Source organism: Wandonia haliotis (genome assembly GCF_039523435.1).
Lineage (GTDB): Bacteria > Bacteroidota > Bacteroidia > Flavobacteriales_D > Crocinitomicaceae > Wandonia > Wandonia haliotis.
In genome coordinates this window covers 220352-239877 of the sequence record NZ_BAAAFH010000007.1, presented here as the reverse complement: position 1 = coordinate 239877, position 19526 = coordinate 220352, and the positions used below count along the sequence as shown (strand labels likewise).

Here is a 19526-nt window from a genome sequence, read left to right as displayed (position 1 = left end):
CTATTACTTCACGTGCTTTGACGTAAAACGGGAAGTTGATTTGTTCCAGTTGTCCAATTGTTTTGAACGCATACTGTTTAACTTCTCATTGGTTGCATTATAGTTTTGTGTGCTATTGTTGTAATCGGTAATCGCTGCATTGTATTTTTCAATAGCTTCTTTGGTCTGTTCTTTCTTGGATAGCTTTTCAAAGGCTTGCTGCGTTTTTTCGAATAGTTCTTTTTTAAGATAGAAATCCGTTAAAACAGGGAAATGCTTCTCAGCTTCTTCCTGATAAAATTCAAGAATAGCTATACAACTTTCTTTTAGTGAAGCATCACCATCAAAGTTGCTGATCGATTTAAGTTTTTCAAGTCCTTCCTTTGCAAACTCAGCAAGAGAATTTTTGTTTTGTTCCATGGCATTTACATCTCCTCTTTGTACAGCATCCATGAAATAAGCTTCCTGCTTGTAAGGCTTGAAGAAAATCAGGTAGACTTCGTTGTAGTACTTCCACATACGGTTTGCCTGGGCTACACGCAATGACATTTTGGAAGCTTCTCCTTCGATAATCTGAATGTCATATTTTTCTCCGAAAACATGAAGCTGATTATTCAAACGATCAGAAGCCTGTTGCATTTTTTCATTCGCAATTTCCTGTACCTTCAGATACGCTTCCATTAAATCATACGATTCTTCTGCTACAGTTTCCATATCAACAATTTTAGAGTAATCGTCAACGAGAACAGCTTTGTTCATTTCAAGGAAAGCAACAACTGAGTCGCGGTAGGAAGCATCACCTTTATAAGCAGGCGTGTTTTTAACGTGTTGAATGGCTCCATTCATTTCACTAATCAAACTACTTCTCTTTTTATCAATTTTTCGAGCTCCTTTGTCCTTCGCTACTGCACTGGTGTATTCCCAGGTTTTGGTAGTAATCGGGTTATTGATACTGTTAAGAGTGTTTAGGTGCTCTACAGCACCGTTGTCCTGCGCAAAGAGACTGTTGCAGGAGATAGCGGTAACAAAAACCGCCGTAGAAAAAAATGAACTTTTCATAATTTACTTGGCTTTTATTAATTGTATGTAATCGACTAAAATTGCATAGGATTCCCGAATAGAAATATCGGAACTTAGTTCCTCCCGGGTTAATTTATTCTGTTCTTCCAACTCCGAATTAAACAGGAATAGTGTTTCGTCAAATCGGTGATTTGAAACTTTGAAAGAAGTATCTTCAACCTCCGGAGAGGTGTTGAGTAGAGAATCAAGTTGTTCAATGTGCGAATAGTAATTTTTAAACCCGTCGAAACTGAGTGGTATTTGTTCAATGTTACGAAATTGTAGCATGGCCTCATTTACTTCTTTATGATAGGCAACGATTGTACTGTTATTTTGTCGTTTCGAACTTTTTTCCTGCAACTCTTTCACCGGAAGAGGCGGGAAGGGAGAAAACGTAACTTTTTTATCAATCGAATCCGGATAAATGGAATTTAGTAAATCCTTTTCTCTTGTGTGAAATCCTTCCCACATGCTAAAGAGTTCAATGTCCGGTTGAATACCTTTTTGTTGGTACGAAATCCCATTTAACCGAAAGATCTGGCTCAGCGTTAACTTAACAAATCCTTCGTGGTCATCGTCAAATACAACAGGTCGGATGCTTTGCATGGAAGCTTTTCCAAAGGAAGAACTTCCGATGATAATCGCCCGGTTATAATCCTGAAGAGCCCCGGCAAGGACCTCGGATGCCGAAGCCGAACTTCCGTTTATTAAAATCCCAAGTGGTCCGTCGTATGCAAGTCCGCGGTTGAAATCTTTCATTACGACTACATTCTTTTCAGAATCTGCTAACATTGTCAGCGGTCCGTGATCAATAAAAATTCCTGCAAAATCAATAGCTTCTTTCATGGAACCGCCTCCATTATAACGGAGATCAAGAATAATCCCTTCGATACCGTCCGATTTAAGCTTGAGAATTTCTTTAGCGACATCATTGGCACACCCATTCCAATCTTCAAAACTCCAGGAAGTATAAAAAGAGGGGATCATTATGAAACCAATTTTTCCGGAACCATTATCTAGGATGTAGCTATTGATCGTATTGTCTTCCGATTCGAGTTTTCCCTTTTTTAAAGTAATACTTTCTGTACTGCCATCATTTTTTTCGACAGTAAGCTCTATTTTACGGATATCAGTCGCGCTGAGTTTTTTGAAAATTCCGGTTACTGACAGGCATTGTAAATCCAGTGTATCCGATTCGGCGATTAACTGTGTAATCTTATCATTTTCATTAATGTTACCCGATTGCCAGGCAGATGACCCGGGAACAATGTGCGAAATAATAATTTCGTTTTTCTGATTCTTGTCGATTGAAATTCCGAAACCTTCAACTTCGGTTGACAACATTTCTTCAAAAATCTTCATCTCAGTCATATTGAAATAACTGGAATGCGGATCATAGGTAGTAGTGATCGCATTGAAAAAGAGATTCAGAATACTGTTGGACAATCCTTCATCAGGTGTCAGTAATAGTTTTAAACGACACCTTGTACTGGTAATGAACTGGTTCTTTTTTGCTGTAATTTCAGTTTCTGTAGGAATCGAATCCGTTTCAAACAGGGAGTATAGTATATGAAGACTCCCACGTTGTTGCCATCTTACTTGTAATTCTTTCAGGTCTTTTGGGAATGCTTTTCTGAAAGCAATTCGCGTATAAATCTGATTGTTCTGTTCAAAGGAAACAGGGGCTATAAGCTCAGGTAAAAGTGAGTCAATAAGTTGAATTCGATCTTCGTATATCGATTCTGTCTGTCTCAGAAATTCACAAAACTGATCATCATCCTTCCACCACTCTGAAGGGTATGAATCTTTGATCGTACGGAGGTCTGACTCTGTAAAGAACTTTTTTTCTTCATCTAACAAATCAATAAAACGATCCACTATTTTTTCAGAAAGAGAATCTGTAATTGGCTGTTTCGAGTAATGTTCCTGCTCGAAGAGTTCCAGTAAAGGGGTTATTTTCGCGCATTGCGAATAGAAACTTCCGGCAGCAATAAATAGTAGCATGCAGGTAGTTAGAAGTGGGGTGATAAAGTTTGGTAAATTCAAAACAGTTTCCAATAAAAAATGCAAAGGTAATCATAAAATGAGGAACTGTTTAGCTGTTATATCGCTTTTAGGATTATAATAATATAGTATATTGTTTATTTTGTTGTAAATGATTTGTTTATAAGAATTTGTTAAAAATGTAGTTTGGAATCAATTACTACTCAGATTACTATAAATAGTGTTTTCCGGTCATACTTCTTGCTTACCATTCATGTAAAATTCACATTGGGCAAACTTATTGTCCTTTCATTTGTAATACTTTTGAGAAAACTAAATTCAAATGAACAAATTTACTCTACTAGTAGTTTTTACACTGCTATTATGTTTAACAACTGTTTCAGCACAAGATAAATATACGCTTAGTGGTTACGTTCGGGATGGAGGAACGGGAGAAGAACTAATTGGAGCAACCGTACGGATTCTCGATCTTGAAAATACGGGCGCAGCTACAAATGCCTACGGTTTCTTTTCGATTACCTTACCAGAGGGTGAATACAGGATAGCTGTTCAGTTTGTAGGATTTGTTACAGTCGAAGATACTATTCTGCTGACAGAGGATAAGCGTTTGGATTTTAATTTGATAGATAACACAACGTTGAATGAAGTTGTGGTTGAAGCAGAACGCCAGGATCAGAATGTAACCGATATCCAAATGGGAGTGGACAAACTGGACATGCGGGAGATTAATAAAGTCCCTGTTTTAATGGGAGAAAAAGATGTCCTGAAAACCATTCAACTCCGGCCGGGAGTAAAGAATGGCGGAGAGGGAACCGGTGGTTTTTTCGTTCGGGGAGGAGCTGCAGACCAAAACTTGATTTTGTTGGATGAAGCAACGGTATACAATGTCTCTCACCTTTTGGGCTTTTTCTCCGTATTCAATTCAGATGCGCTCAAAGATGTTACCTTGTACAAAGGAACTCAGCCGGCGGAGTTTGGAGGACGTCTTGCCTCGGTACTGGATGTACGGATGAAGGATGGAAATATGAAACGTTTCGGAGTAAGTGGTGGAATCGGTTTGATTTCGGCCCGCCTTAATGTAGAAGGTCCGATTGTAAAGGATAAAGGTTCTTTCAGTATTGCAGGACGAAGAACATACGCGGATTTGTTCCTAAAACTATCCCGGGAAGAAAGCCTGAAAAATTCACAATTGTACTTTTATGACCTCAACCTGAAAGCAAATTATAAACTCAATGAGCGGAACAGGATTTATCTTTCGGGTTATTTCGGAAGAGATGTACTGGGCTTTCAGAAAGTCTTTGGACTGGACTGGGGGAACGCAACGGGAACTTTACGCTGGAATAGCCTGGTGAGTGAGAAGCTGTTTTCCAATACGACTTTTATCTTTAGTGAGTATAATTATAAAGTGTCTATTGATTTTGCCGGAAACAATGCTGAAATTGTTTCGCGAATCCAGAATTATAACCTGAAACAGGATTTTCAATATTTTATCAATTCGGAGAATAAAATCAAATTCGGAATTAACTCCATTTTCCACCGTATTCTACCCGGTAAACTGGCACTTGAAAACCAACCGATAGCTAACTCGAAAGAGAATAATCGATATGCATGGGATAATGCCGCCTACATAAGTCACGAGTGGAAACCTTTCAAACGGGTTGGTTTCGAATACGGTGCACGATTATCGACGTTTACACTGGTTGGAAGAGGAGACTTTTATAGTTACAATGAAGCCGGAAATGTGACCGATACAACTCGTTTGGGGAATGCGGAATTTGGAAAAACCTATGTTAATATTGAGCCAAGAGTGGGGATCAATCTGTTACTTTCGGAGAAGAACTCCCTGAAAGCATTCTATGGAAGAAATACACAGAACCTGCATCTTCTGTCGAATTCTACGACAGGTAGTCCCACTGATCTCTGGATTCCGAGTAGTTACAACGTACGCCCAGAAATTTCTGACCAGGTGTCTCTGGGGTATTTCAGAAACTTCCTGTCAAATAAGCTGGAACTGTCTGTTGAAACTTACTACAAGTGGATGCAAAACCAGATCGACTATAAGGACGGAGCTGAGTTAGATTTTGGAGAAAACGTAGAATCTCAGCTTTTGACGGGAACAGGACGTGCTTACGGTATTGAGTTTTTGTTCCGGAAAAAAGTTGGAAAAATAACCGGTTGGGTAGGGTATACACTGTCTCGCGTAGAGAAAAAGATCGAAGGAATTAACAATGATGAATACTATCCCGCAAGACAGGATCGTACGCATGACATATCCATTGTCCTGATGTATCAGATTTTGCCAAGACTGAGTGTGGCAGCTACCTGGGTATATTATACTGGAAACGCGGTGACCTTCCCGAGCGGAAAATATGAAATTCAGGGACAGGTAGTGAATTACTATACCGAACGAAACGCCTACCGAATGCCGGATTACCACAGAATGGATCTGGGGATTACTTTTGACGGAAAGAAAAGAAAACGCTTTGAGTCAAGTTGGAACTTGTCTTTTTATAACCTGTATGCAAGAGAAAATGCATTTACCATAACATTCGAAGAAGATCCGAATGATCCGTCAAAAACACAGGCTGTTCAGACATCACTGTTCAAAATCATTCCTTCCATTACCTATAACTTTAAATTTTAATTCTTTACCCTATGAAAACGATCTTTCGAAATATACTTGCAGCCGGGTTAGTACTACCTTTTGTAGCTTGCGAAAAAGTAATTGATATCGACTTGAATGATTCGGATCCATTGTTGGTAATTGAATCGAATATACACGATGAGGGTGGCCCCTATCAGGTGCGATTGACAAAAACAGTGAATTTTGATGAATCCAATTCGTTTCCGGGAGTGAGTGGAGCTGTGGTTACAATTATTGATAGCGACGGAGCAACGGAAGTTTTGAACGAAGTGTCTCCCGGAACGTATGAAATGACTACAATTACGGGAGTTCCTGGAAAGTCTTATACCTTAACCATCGACGTGGAAGGCGAATCGTATGAAAGTACTTCGGTAATGCCTTTGTTAACGGAAATAGATACCGTTCTTGTTGAACAGGGACTTTTCGGACCATTCAGGTACCTTACAGTTCTATTTCCAGATGATCCGAATGTGGAGAACTATTACCGGGTTCTGTATGTGCGAAACGGAGAGCCTGATGATGGTATTAATGTCGTGTCTGATATGCTGGCAGAAGGAGGGGACATGGAGGTTCCGTTGTTTTTCTTTGGCGATGATTCGCTGACAACGGGGGATGTGGTTGAAGTGATTTTACAAAATATTGATAAAACGAATTACGAATATTTGCGATCGCTTAACGGAACAATTAACTCAGCTGTTTCTGCCACTCCGGCTAACCCGGTTTCTCCTTTCTCTCCTAATGCACTGGGATATTTTAGTGCACACTCTGTTCACCGGAAAACGATTACTGTTCAATAAACGGTTGCAAGGAGAGAACTTGTTCGTCAATTTTGCAAAGTAGTATCATTAGTCGTCTTATCTTTGCACTATGAATTTCGGGGAAAATGCAGATACAATTTGCGCGCTTTCGACAGCAAACGGTATGGGAGCTATTGCTGTTATACGTGTTTCCGGACCAAAAGCGCTGGAAATAACTTCAGGAGTTTTCAGTAAAGATCTTACCGGTAAAACTTCTCATACGGCTCATTTCGGGTATATAAAATCTGCAGACGGGCAGTTAATTGATGAGGTATTGGTTACGGTACTTCAAAAAGGGAAGTCCTTTACAGGTGAAGCAACAGCAGAAATAGCCTGTCATGGTTCGGTATATATCCAGCAGCAGATTTTACAACTCTTACTCGAAAACGGATGTCGTATGGCCGACCCGGGAGAGTTTACCATGCGTGCTTACATGAACGGTAAGATGGATTTGGTCCAGGCAGAAGCAATTGCTGATTTGATCGCTTCCCGTTCCTCTATGGCACACTCGTTGGCTATGAAACAGATGCGGGGAGGATTTTCCCGTGAATTGCAACAACTTCGTGAACAATTAATTCAGTTTGCTTCATTGATTGAACTGGAACTGGATTTTTCAGAAGAAGATGTGGAGTTCGCAGACAGAACACAATTGAACAATTTGGTTCGGGAAATTATATCAGTAGTAGCTCGCCTAAAAGAATCTTTTTCAACCGGAAATGCGATTAAGAATGGCATTCCTGTTGCCATTGTAGGTGCCCCCAACGTAGGAAAAAGTACCTTGTTGAACGTGTTGTTGAACGAGGAAAGAGCGATCGTTTCAGATATTGCCGGAACGACAAGAGATGTCATTGAAGATGAAATCGTTCTGGACGGGATCAGTTATCGTTTTATTGATACAGCCGGGTTGCGTGAAACAGAGGATGTAGTGGAGAGCATGGGGATTGAACGCTCATATAAAAAAGCGAAAGAAGCCCTGATCGTTTTATACTTGTTGGACGAAAGAAATACAAATGCGGAAGCAACGTTGAATGAACTTACTGATTTCAGGAGTAATTACCTGAACGAAGGGCAGCAACTCATCGTTATAGTTAATAAGCGGGATCTATTATCCGAAGCTTTTGACTTTTTAGCGGAGTACAGTCCTGTATTTATCTCTGCAAAGGAACGTTCCAACCTGGAAGAACTGCTCGGACGACTTCGGGAATCAGTTACAATCAGCGGAGTAGGAGAGGAAGATGTAATTGTCACGAATTCACGTCACTTTGATGCGCTTCAAAAAGCCCATTCAGATCTGTTAAAAGTTCTGGAAGGATTGGAAAATGGAATCACAGGCGATTTTGTTGCAATGGATATCCGTCAGGCAATTCACCATCTGGGTTCCATTACAGGCGAAATCTCAACAGATGACTTATTGGGGTCTATTTTTTCTAAGTTTTGTATCGGAAAGTAATTACGTTTATTTTGTGTCCTAGTTGTACCTGAGAGTTGAGACTTTCTCGAAAAAAACTGTTGACTGTTTAAGGAAGGGGACAATTTTACTAGGCTAAATTCAAATTCTTATCAAAAAATATCCAAAAAACTATGAGTATGAAACAGGATTAATTGGCGTGCCGAAAAATAAAGAAAATAATAATCGTATTTATTTTATAAGTGGAAGTTGTATCTTTTTAGATGACTTTGAAACTGTTTTTTTCGAAAAATATGGCATAACTGACTCTACTGTTGAGTTAATGATTAGATTAAAATTCTGGCGTTATAATGTAAAGGAGTTTGATTCTAGAATAGAAGAATTGAAAAAAATAAAGAGTAATAAGTGGAGGATATTACTTAAAAGTGAAACAAATGAAGAAACTGTGGTGTTGAATGAGAAGTTGAAAAGACTAGTGATAAAGTAATGTGTTGATAGAGAGTTTACTGATCCGGATGTGCTTAAAAGGCACACCCTTCTGAATTTCCGAAAGATGGTAAATAAATTTATGAAAATTCCAGATAGGTTAGTTTTAAAATATTCGTTTATTTTAAATGTTGTTATACTACTTTATTCATGTGAAAATGTAGATAATAAAAGCAGTAATAATTACAAAATAAAGAATACTAATTTAGAATTAGGTAAAGAATCAATAGATCAATTTAATAGAATATTTGAGGGTTTTTATTTCAATGACATATATCAACAATTTAATAGTGGTTATTTAATTCTCCACCCAAAATTGAATGAAAAATATATTAATTATTCTGATACAGCACATTTCGTTTTTTTTGCTTTGGAAGGTGATAGTATTGAAGATCTTATAATTACTGTGAATAAAAAAGGATGCTTTGCCAGTATAGTGTATAATTTAGACGGGTACTTATATCCTAATCAGAGTGTTATATTTCCTGGTGATTATTCTTTTTTAAACAAGGATCAGTTACCCGTAAACTTTGACTGTATAAATCAAGATAGCTTGAGTTTAAGAGAAGTAGCTTTTGATGCAAATATGCTAGGAGTTTGGTATGTTGACTCTATTTCGTCAATTAGAAGAAATTTCAACCAATCTTTTGATATAAAAAACATTACGATAGAGAAACAACGTGTAATTGTTAATGATAGCCTTGACTTTGAATATTATCATTCTGGGTATGATTTTCAATTAAACGGAACGAACTATTTCTTTTATAAAGTACTTGTGAATGAGGATCACATGATTATGATTAATACGTATAGAAACTCCTATGAAGAATTTTATTTTGTAAAAAGAAATGCTACAAGAAAGTGCTTCGGTGAATAAATCATCAATAACTATAATCTGTAGTATTCAGAGATATTGCTTTTCTTTAGAGTAAATAGCATCAAAAAGTAAAAACATGGCAAAAGCAATTCAGGATCTGTACCCCGAAAATTTATCGCATTGTTACGGTTGTGGACGAAATAATCCGGAAGGGTATCAACTTAAAACCTATTTAGTAGGAAATGAGACACGAGCCACATTTACTCCCGAAGACAAATATACGGCCATTCCTGGAAGTGTTTACGGAGGACTGATAGCGTCTTTGCTGGATTGTCACGGGACTGGATCTGCTGCTGCGTTCTTGTGTCAGAAAGAAGGAATTTCACTAGAGGTTGGTCCCATTCCCGTTCGCTGTGTTACCGGTTCGTTAAAGGTGGACTTTAAAGCCCTTACCCCCATGGGAGAGGAGTTGGAATTAAAAGGTGTGCTTAGAAGTATCGAAGGACGGAAGGTTTGGGTAGATATGAGACTAAGTGCACGAGGTATAGTTTGTGCGACCGGAGAGATTTTAGCCATTCGCCTGAAGGAAGAGTAGGAAACATTTCTTCTTTTCAAGATCAGAAGGGATGAAATACAACAACTCCCCAAAGCACACACTGTTTGGGGAGTCGTCAGAAAGGTTAAACAACTTCAACCTTCACAATTTCAATTTTTCGGGTTCCCTCCTTGAAAGGCCATTCGATTACATCTCCGGTTTTGCGGCCAACTGTTGCTAAAGCAATAGCAGAAGCGATAGAGAACTTCCCTTTACTCGGTTTGGATTTTGTCGTTCCTACGAACAGGTATTCGTTTTCTGTTTGGGAAGCATGATCCCGGATCGTTACTTTTCGGTTTACGTTTACAATATCATCCGGCAGTTCTTTTCGGGTTACCTGTATTGCCGTTTTTAATTCGTTCTGGAGTAACTCTTCTTCTACCGGTGTTACACGTTTTTTTCGAAGAAGTTCCTTAACCATATCATAAATTCCTGTAGTTAAAATAATTGGTTCTGTCATGATGCTTTCATGTTGTGAAATCTTTTTGACCTGTACTTTCGATCCGCACAATAAAAGGGGTACGCAACAAACTTTTACTGCAAAGCACATCTGTAAAGAAGATTCCGTTGTATTGAAAAAAATGATTCTGAAAATGATCCCTGTCCGGAGTCGTGACAGGGGCTACCCAACAAATTCTTTCGAACTTTTCAGGAACATGTCATCATGTAAATAGGTTAACGAAGGCAAAAGGCCTTTTCTGAAATTCACGGTATGTACCAAAAGGTTTTTCATCGTACCGACAAAATTACAGCTTATTTTCTATATCCCCAAACTGATCCGGGAAAGAAAAAAACGTTAACGCAGTACCGAAATATGACCACGGAATAATCGCCACTCGCCATTCATGTCCATCAATTCAACCTGCCAGATGTAGACACCATCCTGAACCGGAGTTCCGTTATAGGTTCCATCCCAGTAATCATCCTGTTGATTGGTTTTGAAAATTACTTCTCCCCAGCGGTTAAAGATTCGGATTTCGAAGATCGTAGTAGCTTGTACTGCCCATTCGAAAGAATCGTTCATGCCGTCACCGTTGGGTGTAAAACTATTTGGGGCAAAGAATGAGAAAAATTCCGTTACTTCGATCGTCTGATAAGCCGTGTCAATACAGCCGTAATTACTTTTTACAATTTGCATAATGGAATAGACACCTACTTCCTGATACGTGTGAGTTGGGTTACCGGAGTTACTGTAATAACCGTCTCCAAACGCATATTCCCAGTCAAGCGCCCCTACCGATTCGTCAGATACCTCAATATGAGGGAAGGCGATTGAGGTAACTGTTGGGGTTACACTAAAGCCAGCCTGAGGTTTAGGGTAAACATCAATTGAAAAAGGCATTGGCATAACAAATTCGCAGTCTGTACTTGTGACAACGGTCAGCTCCACATCATAACTTCCCGGATCAGCAAAGGTATGTGCGGGACTTTGTACAAAGCTGTAATAGCCGTCTCCGAAATCCCAGTGCCAACTGATGATAGTTGCAGCTCCCGAGGTGGTACTTTGATCTGTAAATTGTACTTCTACCGGCTGACAACCTGCCGTTCGGTCAGGTGCAAAATTAAAGTTAACCACCGGGTGAAGATTGACCTGCTGAATTAATGTATCTGTACAGCCTTCATCAGAAGTGACGACCAGCTGAACATCAAAGTTATCTGCATATTCTTCAAAAGTATGTTGAGGATTCGGACTGGACGAAACCGCTTCGTTAGTACCAAATATCCATTCCCAGGAGACAATCTGACCATTCGAAAGTGTGGAAAGATCGGTGAATGAGGTAGCTTCTCCCCAGCATTCAGTTGTACTGTTAAATGCAGCAGTAGGAGAAGGGTAGACAGTTACCGTTTGAGAGACATTTGCCGAGCAGCCGTCACCGGAAGTCACCGTTAGTGTGACCGTGTATGTACCGTCATTTGTATAAGTATGTACCGGGTTTTCCAGTACAGAACCGTTTCCGTCACCGAATGTCCATGCCCAGGATGTATTAGTTCCCGGAGAAAGATTCGTAAAACGGGTGGTTTGACCTTCACAGGCAAGTGTAGCTGAAAATGCCGGAGCAGGATTCGGATTGACAATAATCTGTTCTGTAGTAGTATTGCTACAACCGTCCGAAGAAGTAACTGTTAGTGTGATAGTGTACGTTCCGGCCTGGGCATACTGATGTGTTCCAGTGGCAGTAGAATAAAGTGTCCCGTCACCCATATCCCAATTGTAAGTTGTGATAGTACCGTTGTTGGCTACACTGTTATCAGCAAAATTAAATGTACCACCTTCACAAACAGCAGTAGGAATTGTCATTCCTGCAGTTGCCTCTTCATTTACCGAAATAATATGGAACGTTTGATCGTTACAAATGCCTTCTCCTCCTACAACAAGTAAAGTAACAATGTAATTCCCCGGAGAAGTGTAAGTATGTTGTTCTATTGCTCCTCCGTCAACAACAGTTCCGTCGCCAAAATCCCACACCCACTGAGTTGGATTTCCGGTTGATTGATCTGTAAAGGTGGTGGGGGAACCAAAGCATACAACATTCGAAGAAAAGTCAGCTGTGGGAATTTCAGAAACATGAACGGGAGCAACAATACTGGAATCACATCCATTCACATTCGTAACCTGAAGAGTTACATTAAATACGCCCGGAGTTTGATAAATATAGGTGGGGTTTTCAGCAAACGAGGTATTCCCGTCACCGAAATCCCAGAACCATTGCGCAATGGGTGCAGTATCTGTTGTATTATTCGTGAAAGTAGTGATATTGAACAAACAAACAGTATCCGCTGTAAATGCAATTTGAGGGATAGTGTATACCTCGATTGTTTCTTCAAGCGTATCTGCACAACCGGCTGAATTTTCAACAATAAATGTAATAGGATACGTACCTCCCACACCATAGGTATGCGAAGGGTTTTCAGAGGTTATTTCAGGTGTCCCGTCTCCGAAATCCCAAGAGAAATTGATTGGAGAACCGGAAGAAGTATTTGTGAAATTTACCTGACTTCCGGCACAAACAGCTGTATTGTCAAATGAAGCAACAGGCTGAGGAAGTACCAGAACATCCTGAGTTTGTTCATCCGTACAACCAAAACTGTTTTCAACGATCAGAGAAACAGCAAAAGTACCGTCCGTACTAAAAGTATAAGTTGGATTTTGTTGGGACGAGGTACTACCGTTATCATCATAATCCCATGACCAGCTAACAGCATCTGTAGAAAAATCTGTAAACGAGGTTAAATATGAAAAACAGGAAGTATCGGCTTCCCAGTCAGCTATCGGATTAGGACGAATAATAACCGTTTGTTCCAGTGTATCTTTACAACCATGAATGTTGGTTACAATTTGTGTGACTGAAAAGCTTCCGTCGGAAGTGTACAGATGCGTGGGAGAATCAGCCCCCGTGGTAACTGTTGTACCATCTCCCCAATTGTATTCCCAATCTATCGCATCTGTAGAAAGATCGGTGATTTGGGTAGCGGTATTGAAACACACTGTATCGAATGTGAAGTTGGCAACCGGTAAAGGATAAACCTCAACAGTAATCGAAGTAGTATCGCTACATCCAAACGCATTTTCAGTTACCAGCCGGACATCATAAAGACCAAAACTAGTGTAAGTGTAAACCGGGTTTTGTAAAGTCGAAGTTCCTGTTCCGTCACCGAAATCCCAGTTCCATTGAACAGGATTTCCTGTTGTCTGATCTGTAAAGGAAGTTGCTTCTTCTAAACAGATGGTAGAAGCAGAAAAGTTGGGACTGGTTCTGGGGAAAGAGGTTACCGTTTGTGAGATCGTGTGGCTACATCCGGAGCTTGTAAATGAAGTAGTTAATGTAACTGTATAATCTCCGTTCGTAGTATACACCATCCAAGGGTCAGTATCTGTAGCTGTTTGTCCGTTTCCGAAATCCCATGCATAGCTATCCGGATTCCCTGTTGTCTGATTGATAAAGAAAGTGGTGTCGTTTTGACACACATCCGTGAACGTAAAGTCGGTTACGGGAACTTCGGTGATGGAAACTGTTTGTACCAGTGTGTCCGAACAGCCAGATCCTCCGAAAGCAACGAGCGTAACCGAATAATCTCCAACTGCTGTGTATGTATGCGTAGGATGAGTTACCGTACTGACTGGACTCCCATCTCCAAAATTCCATTCATAAGCTACTGTAGCACCGCTGGTCAGGTTATTAAACTGCGTAGCATCTCCCAAACAAAAATTGGAAGCAGAAAAATCAGCAGTCGGAACTGTATTTACCAGAACGGATTGTGCAATTGATGAGCTACAGGAAAAGCTGTTTTCGACGGTTAATGAAGCGGTAAATGAACCGGCAGCTGTATATTGATGCAGAGGATGTTGATCAGAGGATGTGTTTCCGTCTCCAAAGTCCCAACTCCAGGAAACCGGATTGCCGGTACTTTCATCTGTAAACTGTGTACCATATCCCAAACATTCGGTTGTATTACTAAACAGTGCTTCAGGGATAGGATCTACGACAATTTCGTGGGAAATTACATCCATACATCCAAAAGCAGTTTCAACCTGAAGTGTTACTGTATAGGTTCCCGGTGTGGTATAATTATACGAAGGTGCTGTGGCAGTTGAAGTGTTTCCGTCACCGAAATCCCAGCTATAACTATTGGCTCCTATGGAAGAATTAATAAGCACCATTGTTTCATTCAGACAGATTGTATCTTCAACGAAGTCAAAGTCTGCAACCGGAAGTGGATTTACAATCACCTGACGTGTCAGTGAATCAGAGCATCCGGAACCGGAAGTTACCGTCAGGGTAATGTCATAAATACTATCATTGGTAAGCGCGACAAAAAGTTCATCCGCAGGAGTATAGTCGGAAGAGGTATTTCCATTGTCAAAGTCCCAGGTAAATGTTTCCGTTCCGTTATCAGGGGAGGTGTTGGTAAAACTTACTGTCAATGGATTACATCCACCTGACGGATTGGTTGTAAAAGCAACAACCGGAAGCGGATATACATCAATATATACCGTATCTGCTGATGTACAACCATTTTGTTCTACCTGTATAGAAATGGTTTCCGTTCCCGCAGCACTGAATTGTACAGTTCCGGGGTCAAAAGCCGTTGATGCAGCGGGGGAAGCATTGGTGCCAAAATTCCAGGAATAGTTGGCTCCTGAAGTTGAATTGTTGGTAAATGTCATATCCAGAATCTGACACCCGTCCGGAGCATCAGGACTAATATCAGCTACAGGGTAAGGATGTACAACTACCGTTTGTTCAAGGGTATCATTCGGACAATAACCTGCTGCGATTAATTGAATGGTATAAGTCCCGTCCGAAGCATAGTTTAATACATGAGGACCTGCAGTTGTAGCGGTACTTCCGTCTCCAAAATCATAATTCCATTGTAAATTTTCGCCCAGAGAATTGTCGGTGACAGTAACGGCATCGCCCAGACACACTTCATTAGGTAGTACGGTGAAATTTGCCTGATTCGGAGGGTGTACGATAACAGATTGATCCATGGTTTCTGTTCCGCATGTCCCGGTTACAACGAGTTCGATGATGTGTGTCACCGAAGACGATCCGGGGACTTCCGTAAATGTTATCGGCGCAGGGCTTTGCTGATTTGAATAAAAGCCACCGTCTACTGTCCATTCATACGTCAGACCTGTACCCGAAGAGTTATTGGCTAAAGAAACCGTAACGGGAGAACACCCTTCCTGTGGTTCGGGAATCGTGAAATCAATTACAGTTAAAGGATTGACAGTTACAATTGTTTCAAGTGTATCTCTGCCGCAATATCCGTCAGCTATAAGCTGTACCGTATAGGTCCCCGGGGTTGCATACGTATGTGTATGTGGTCCTTGCGAACCGGAAGTCGTTCCATCCCCGAAGTCCCATTCCCAGGTCAGATTTTCACCGAGAGAGGCATCTGTAAAGGTGAAACTGTCTCCTTCACAAACACTGGATGCGGACGTCGTGAAATTAGCTTCTGTAGGCCTGTGTACAATGATTGTATCCTGAAAGGTTTCCGTTCCGCATGCACTGTTTACAGTCAGTCGAATAATATGGTTAACAGGAGTGTTTCCAGGTGTTTCAGTGAAAGTGATAGGCGGAATAGTTGCCATTGTTCCTGAATTGACTCCGTCTACTGTCCAGTTATAACTTAAACCAACACCAGTCGAGTTGTTTTGAAACTCAACGGTCAGAGGAGAACAGCCTTCATCTGGTGTAAGTAACGAGAAATCAGCCACTGTTAGCGGATTGACAGTAATTGTATGTTCTACAGTATCCGGACCACAGTATCCGTTTGCAATAAGTTGTACGGTATAGGTTCCCGGAGCTACATACGTAACACTTCCCGGAGTACTGCTCGTTGAAGTGGTACCATTACCTAAATCCCATTCGAAAGTCAGGTTTTCACCCAGCGACTGATTGGTAAAAGAAACAGCAGTTCCCAGACAAACAGTTGTTGCTGATGGTGTAAATCGGGCGAGTGTCGGACGATGTATAGTGATGGTTTCTGCATCCGAGCTGCTACCACATTGATTTCCAACCGTAAGACTTATGTTCTGTGTGACAGGAGTATTTCCTGCCGGATATGAATACGTGAAGGGACCTATATTCACGGCGCTGCTATAGTACGAGCCATTGCGATACCAACGGTAATAATTTATATTTCCGGTTGATAAATTATCAATGTCTACGGTCAGAGGAGAACATCCTTCAATTGGATCTGCAATAATTTCTGCAACAGGAATCGAATCAATGACCATGTTAAACGTATAACTATCACTACCACATGCATTATTGGCAGTAACCGTTATCGGATAGGTTCCCTGATTGGTATAGTTCTGAGGGGGAGGATTTGAAATGTTGTTGTATACGTTTCCGTTCCCCATATCCCAGGTGTAATTATTGGCAGGAGAAGCGCCGGTTGACGTATTGTTGAAAGAGATTCCCTGTGGTGCACATCCACTGCTTACCGAAGGGTTAAAATTGGCAACGGGAGCGCCAACAATTTGTATCGGGCTTATCGTAGCGTTGGCAGAGTTACAGCTATTGGAAGCTGTCAATGAAATAGTATAACTTCCCGGCGTGTTGTATATGTGACTGGGTGGGGTAAGCGATGTTGTTGTAACAGAAGGAGTCCCGTCTCCGAAATTCCACACAAATTGAGTGGCGTTTACAGATAAATTCTGCAATGAATTCAGTGTATGCGGCAGACACCCGCTGTATTCGGTAATATCCAGTGTCATAGAAGCTGAAACGAAACGTTCGAAAACAATATCAATCGTTTGTGAGAATGAACAGCCATTTGGTCCGGTGGCAGTCATTGTTACCGGGAAAGTTCCATACGTACTGTAGGTGTGCGAAGGTTCAAAACTTGTACTGGTGGTTCCGTCTCCGAAATCCCAGTGGTAACTGACCGCCCCGGTGGTGAAATTACTGAAATTGACAGTCTGGGATGTTGTTGGATCTCCAGGTAAAAGACAGTTTGTCGTGTTACCGTCTCCGTCATCCCCGGAAATAAACACGTTCGGGATATCCTGATTGGTAACTGTTTGGCTGGTGGTGGATTCACACCCGGCTATATTGGTAACTGTCAACGCTACGGTGTACGTTCCCCCAAAAGCGTACGTGTGAGAAGGGTTTTCGTCGGTTGACGTTACGCCGTCTCCGAAACTCCAGTTGTACGTTGTCCCAGAAACCGTTCCAGTACTGGTATTGGTGAAATTTACCGGGATTCCTGCGCAATCTCCCGAAGGTGAATGTGTAAAGTCTGCAACGGGAGTCGGAAAAACTTCAACAGATAAATCGAATGTTTGCGAACATGCCGGGGGAGTTCCCACAGCTGTTACTTCCAGCGTATAAATTCCGGGAGTAGTTAACGGAGGGACAGTTGGTGCACTAAGATCATTTGTTGTAGCAAAATTACTTCCGTTAATGGTCCATTCATACTGCGTGGTGCCGGCATCTGTTCCGGTACTGGTATTGGTAATGGTAAGATTGTGAGGCCCATTACCACAAAAAGCAGTCTGATCAACTGAGAAAGAAGGAGTGACATCATCACACTGACCGGAAGCCACGAATGCCAGTGAGACAATGCATATAGTCAAATAGAAAAATTTCATAATAAGCTGTAGTCAACTAAAAATGGACGAAAATCTTGCGCTAAAGTTGCGTCTTGTGGATAAAAATAACGATATTTTTAGTGTCAGCTATAACCGGATGAAATAATTACATCCTGATGAGATGAAATACGTAAACTTTCTTATTCTTCGGGTATACTACTTAGAAAAGGTAATACTGAATAGCCTTTTGTTAATCAGGTATTTTCATCATTACTTTATAAATTTCGAAAAATGTTTTGTCTATGGTTTCATATTGCCCGTCTGGGGAGGGACGCTGAGCAGGATTTCCGACGATAAATCCATCCGGATCTATCAGAACATAATGCGGAAATGTCCTCAAATTAAATTGCTCTTTAATATCGGATTCATTTTTGGGTTTGGCGAGAGTCCATGAAATGGTACTTAATACAGGATCTTTTTGCAGGGTTTCCGCATCGGGTTCATCTACAAGAACAGTTATGAACTCTACATAGTTACCGTATTTGGTGTACATAGGTTTCATTAATTCTACTTCATTTTTCCCTGTAACACTTTCCGAAAGGATAAACTGGATGTATTTGTATTTTGCCGGAAACGAAGAAGGAGAGATCTCTTCACCCGCATAATCAACAACCGCAAAGCGGGGAGAAGGGCTACCCGGAACAAGGTTGGTAAGTTTTTGTTTCAGATTTTTGGCAATGATTTTATTGTGCGCAAAAAGAGCATGATTGGAAAGACTGTCCAACATACGGGATATGTTCGTTTGCGGGTAGTCGGGGTTGTAATAAAGTTCGCCTAATCCCTTAATCATAACCATTTCTCTGAGTCGCAGATTTTTCATGCGATAATCCTGTCCGAGCGCATTAAACAGCAGTGTTGGACTTGCTTTTAGCACGCCAAGATAAATCCGGTTATTGATTTCCATACTGGTGCGCTCAAAAAAGTCCTTGAAAAATTTATTGACGTAATCCATATAAGCATCATTGTCATAACTGACAGGGTGATGTAATAAATAGTGATCAAAGCGTTCTAATTCACTCCGTGCACCATAATAACTCGCCTCATCGAGTTCTGCCAACCTGAACATGATAGTGGTTTTGAAGAAAGAAGAAGTGTCTTTACTATAATACTTCTGCATGTTCATCTTCAACGTATCCAGTTTTTGACCGAACTGTCCGTCTGCCATGGATTTTGTGTGAAAATTTTCCCCGATAAAAGCGGTTAACCACCGGTCAAATTCCAGAATTTTGTAATTGATATCCTGTTTGGGAAGACTGCGGAATAATAATTCCATTTCACTTCCTTCCGGGTGAACCGGATCATATTTACTACTTCCCGGAAAATAAATCTCGTAAGAAGCACCCGGTTGTAAGTAGAGGAAAGCATAGTTTTTTCCTACTTGTAAACGCACTTTTTCCGTTGAGGAAAAAAAGAAGTTGAGTTCAAAAATACTGTCCGTTTTTACTTCGGCTCGGGCAATAACTTCTTCATTGTAGGAGATGTAATCGACAATTTTACTCAGGGTAACTTCTTTCCCGATATACTCGGGAGCGTACCCTTTTAGTTGTATCAATTGAGCAACTGATAAAAGAGGCAATACTACTAAAAACAGGAAAAATGCTTTTCTCATGGATTGGGTCTTAAAACTATGCTA

The 19526-nt window shown here is 40.7% G+C and carries 11 protein-coding genes; 6 read left to right on the top strand and 5 right to left on the bottom strand.

Annotated elements, in window-relative coordinates:
* Positions 1-3 precede the first annotated feature (3 nt).
* Positions 4-1038, bottom strand: a complete 1035-nt coding sequence (locus ABDZ97_RS07200) for an LIC11966 family surface protein (RefSeq protein ID WP_343785999.1) — start codon at positions 1036-1038, stop codon at positions 4-6.
* 3 nt (positions 1039-1041) lie between these two features.
* Positions 1042-3042 carry a S41 family peptidase gene (locus tag ABDZ97_RS07195; protein ID WP_343785997.1) on the bottom strand — a complete coding sequence of 667 codons (2001 nt, stop codon included), beginning with the start codon at positions 3040-3042 and terminating at the stop codon, positions 1042-1044.
* A gap of 322 nt (positions 3043-3364) precedes the next feature.
* Between ABDZ97_RS07195 and ABDZ97_RS07190 the strand changes: the two genes are divergently transcribed.
* The 6 genes from ABDZ97_RS07190 (at position 3365) to ABDZ97_RS07165 (ending at position 9789) form a co-directional block, all read left to right on the top strand.
* Positions 3365-5686: a TonB-dependent receptor gene (locus ABDZ97_RS07190; protein WP_343785995.1), complete on the top strand. Its 2322-nt coding sequence runs from the start codon at positions 3365-3367 to the stop codon at positions 5684-5686.
* A gap of 11 nt (positions 5687-5697) precedes the next feature.
* Entirely contained in the window at positions 5698-6483 is a 786-nt protein-coding gene (locus tag ABDZ97_RS07185) for a DUF4249 domain-containing protein (RefSeq protein WP_343785993.1), read from the top strand.
* A 70-nt stretch (positions 6484-6553) separates the two neighbouring features.
* Positions 6554-7933 carry a tRNA uridine-5-carboxymethylaminomethyl(34) synthesis GTPase MnmE gene (mnmE, locus tag ABDZ97_RS07180; protein WP_343785991.1) on the top strand — a complete coding sequence of 460 codons (1380 nt, stop codon included), beginning with the start codon at positions 6554-6556 and terminating at the stop codon, positions 7931-7933.
* A gap of 157 nt (positions 7934-8090) precedes the next feature.
* Positions 8091-8378: a hypothetical protein gene (locus ABDZ97_RS07175; RefSeq protein WP_343785989.1), complete on the top strand. Its 288-nt coding sequence runs from the start codon at positions 8091-8093 to the stop codon at positions 8376-8378.
* Between the two features lie 81 nt (positions 8379-8459).
* Positions 8460-9254: a hypothetical protein gene (locus ABDZ97_RS07170; RefSeq protein ID WP_343785987.1), complete on the top strand. Its 795-nt coding sequence runs from the start codon at positions 8460-8462 to the stop codon at positions 9252-9254.
* A gap of 76 nt (positions 9255-9330) precedes the next feature.
* The gene (locus tag ABDZ97_RS07165) at positions 9331-9789 is read left to right on the top strand and encodes a PaaI family thioesterase (RefSeq protein ID WP_343785985.1); all 459 of its coding nucleotides are present in this window, start codon (positions 9331-9333) and stop codon (positions 9787-9789) included.
* 85 nt (positions 9790-9874) lie between these two features.
* Here the strand turns inward: ABDZ97_RS07165 and ABDZ97_RS07160 are convergent, their stop codons facing one another.
* From ABDZ97_RS07160 to ABDZ97_RS07150, 3 genes are all read right to left on the bottom strand, one after another.
* A complete protein-coding gene (locus ABDZ97_RS07160; RefSeq protein ID WP_343785983.1) occupies positions 9875-10249 on the bottom strand; it encodes a GreA/GreB family elongation factor in 375 nt (124 codons plus the stop codon).
* Between the two features lie 336 nt (positions 10250-10585).
* Positions 10586-17878 (bottom strand): PKD domain-containing protein, encoded by a 7293-nt coding sequence (locus ABDZ97_RS07155; RefSeq protein ID WP_343785981.1) that lies wholly within the window; start codon positions 17876-17878, stop codon positions 10586-10588.
* Between the two features lie 205 nt (positions 17879-18083).
* Complete coding sequence (locus ABDZ97_RS07150) at positions 18084-19502, bottom strand: TlpA family protein disulfide reductase (RefSeq protein ID WP_343785979.1); 1419 nt, start codon at positions 19500-19502, stop codon at positions 18084-18086.
* Positions 19503-19526: the final 24 nt, after the last annotated feature.